Here is a 1,481-nt window from a genome sequence, read left to right as displayed (position 1 = left end):
CCGGCGGCGCACCATGACCCGGCGCACGCTGGTCATCCTCGACGAGATCCACCACGCCGGTGACTCCCGCTCCTGGGGCGACGGGGTCAAGGCCGCCTTCGAGCCCGCGGTACGCCGGCTGATGCTGACCGGTACGCCCTTCCGCTCCGACGACAACCCCATCCCGTTCGTCAGCTACGAGCGCGGCGGCGACGGGCTGCTGCGCTCCCGCGCCGACTCGGTCTACGGCTACTCCGACGCGCTGCGCGACGGCGTGGTCCGGCCGGTGCTCTTCCTGGCGTACTCGGGGGAGACCCGGTGGCGTACCAACGCCGGTGACGAGCTGGCGGCCCGGCTGGGCGAGCCGATGACGCAGGACCTGGTCGCGCAGGCCTGGCGGACCGCCCTGGACCCGGCCGGGGACTGGATGCCGCAGGTGCTCAGGGCCGCCGACGCGCGGCTGACCGTGCTGCGCAACGCCGGGATGCCCGACGCCGGTGGTCTCGTCATCGCCAGCGACCAGCAGAACGCCCGCTCGTACGCGAAGCTGATCGAGCAGGTGACCGGCGAGAAGGCCGCGGTGGTCCTCTCCGACGACGTGGGGGCGTCCGCGCGGATCGCGACGTTCGCGGCGTCCGAGCAGCGGTGGCTGGTCGCGGTGCGGATGGTGTCCGAAGGCGTCGACATCCCCCGGCTGGCGGTCGGCGTGTACGCGACCAGCGCCAGCACCCCGCTCTACTTCGCCCAGGCGATCGGGCGTTTCGTGCGGGCCCGCCGGCCCGGGGAGACCGCCTCGGTCTTCGTGCCCAGCGTGCCGCACCTGCTCGGGCTGGCCAGCGAGATGGAGGCCGAGCGGGACCACGTGCTCGGCAAGCCCAAGGACCGCGAGGGCTTCGACGACGACCTGTTGGAGCGCGCCCAACGTGACGACCAGGCCAGCGGGGAACTGGAGAAGCGCTTCACCGCGCTCTCCGCCACCGCCGAGCTGGACCAGGTCATCTTCGACGGCGCGTCCTTCGGCACCGCCGCGCAGGCGGGCACCCCGGAGGAGGAGGAGTATCTCGGCCTGCCCGGTCTGCTCACCGCCGACCAGGTCTCCATGCTGCTCACCAAGCGGCAGGCCGAACAGCTCGCCGCCCAGCGCCGGCGGGCGGCCACGCGGACCGCTGAGCCGGCCGCTGAGGCCCCGGCGGCGCCGGCCGCACCGCTGAGTGCCGCCCAGCGCCGGGTGGCCCTGCGGCGCCAGCTGAACGCCCTGGTGGCGGCCCGGCACCACCGCACCGGCCAGCCCCACGGCAAGATCCACGCCGAGCTGCGCCGCCTCTGCGGCGGCCCCCCGAGCGCCCAGGCGACGATCGAACAACTAGAAGAACGCATCGCCACCGTCCAAACCCTCTAACCCCACACGCCCCGCGCCCCGCGCACTTTCACGGAAAGCGTGGCCTCGACGCGCCGAATGGCCCCGCTCTCTCGGAAAGTGCACGGGGTTCCGGGGCGGGGGC

At 73.9% G+C, this 1,481-nt stretch carries 1 protein-coding gene; it reads left to right on the top strand.

The genetic code is table 11. The features are described 5' to 3' along the window. Window positions 1–1,378, top strand: a 1,378-nt coding sequence (locus tag ACSNN7_RS28905; RefSeq protein WP_436684210.1) for a DEAD/DEAH box helicase, incomplete at its 5' end; no start/stop codon positions are given. Window positions 1,379–1,481 lie beyond the last annotated feature (103 nt).

It is taken from the genome of Micromonospora sp. URMC 105 (assembly GCF_051386295.1).
Taxonomy (GTDB): domain Bacteria; phylum Actinomycetota; class Actinomycetes; order Mycobacteriales; family Micromonosporaceae; genus Micromonospora.
The sequence above is the reverse complement of the archived record's forward strand: the minus strand, read 5'-3'. Positions and strand labels throughout refer to the sequence as shown.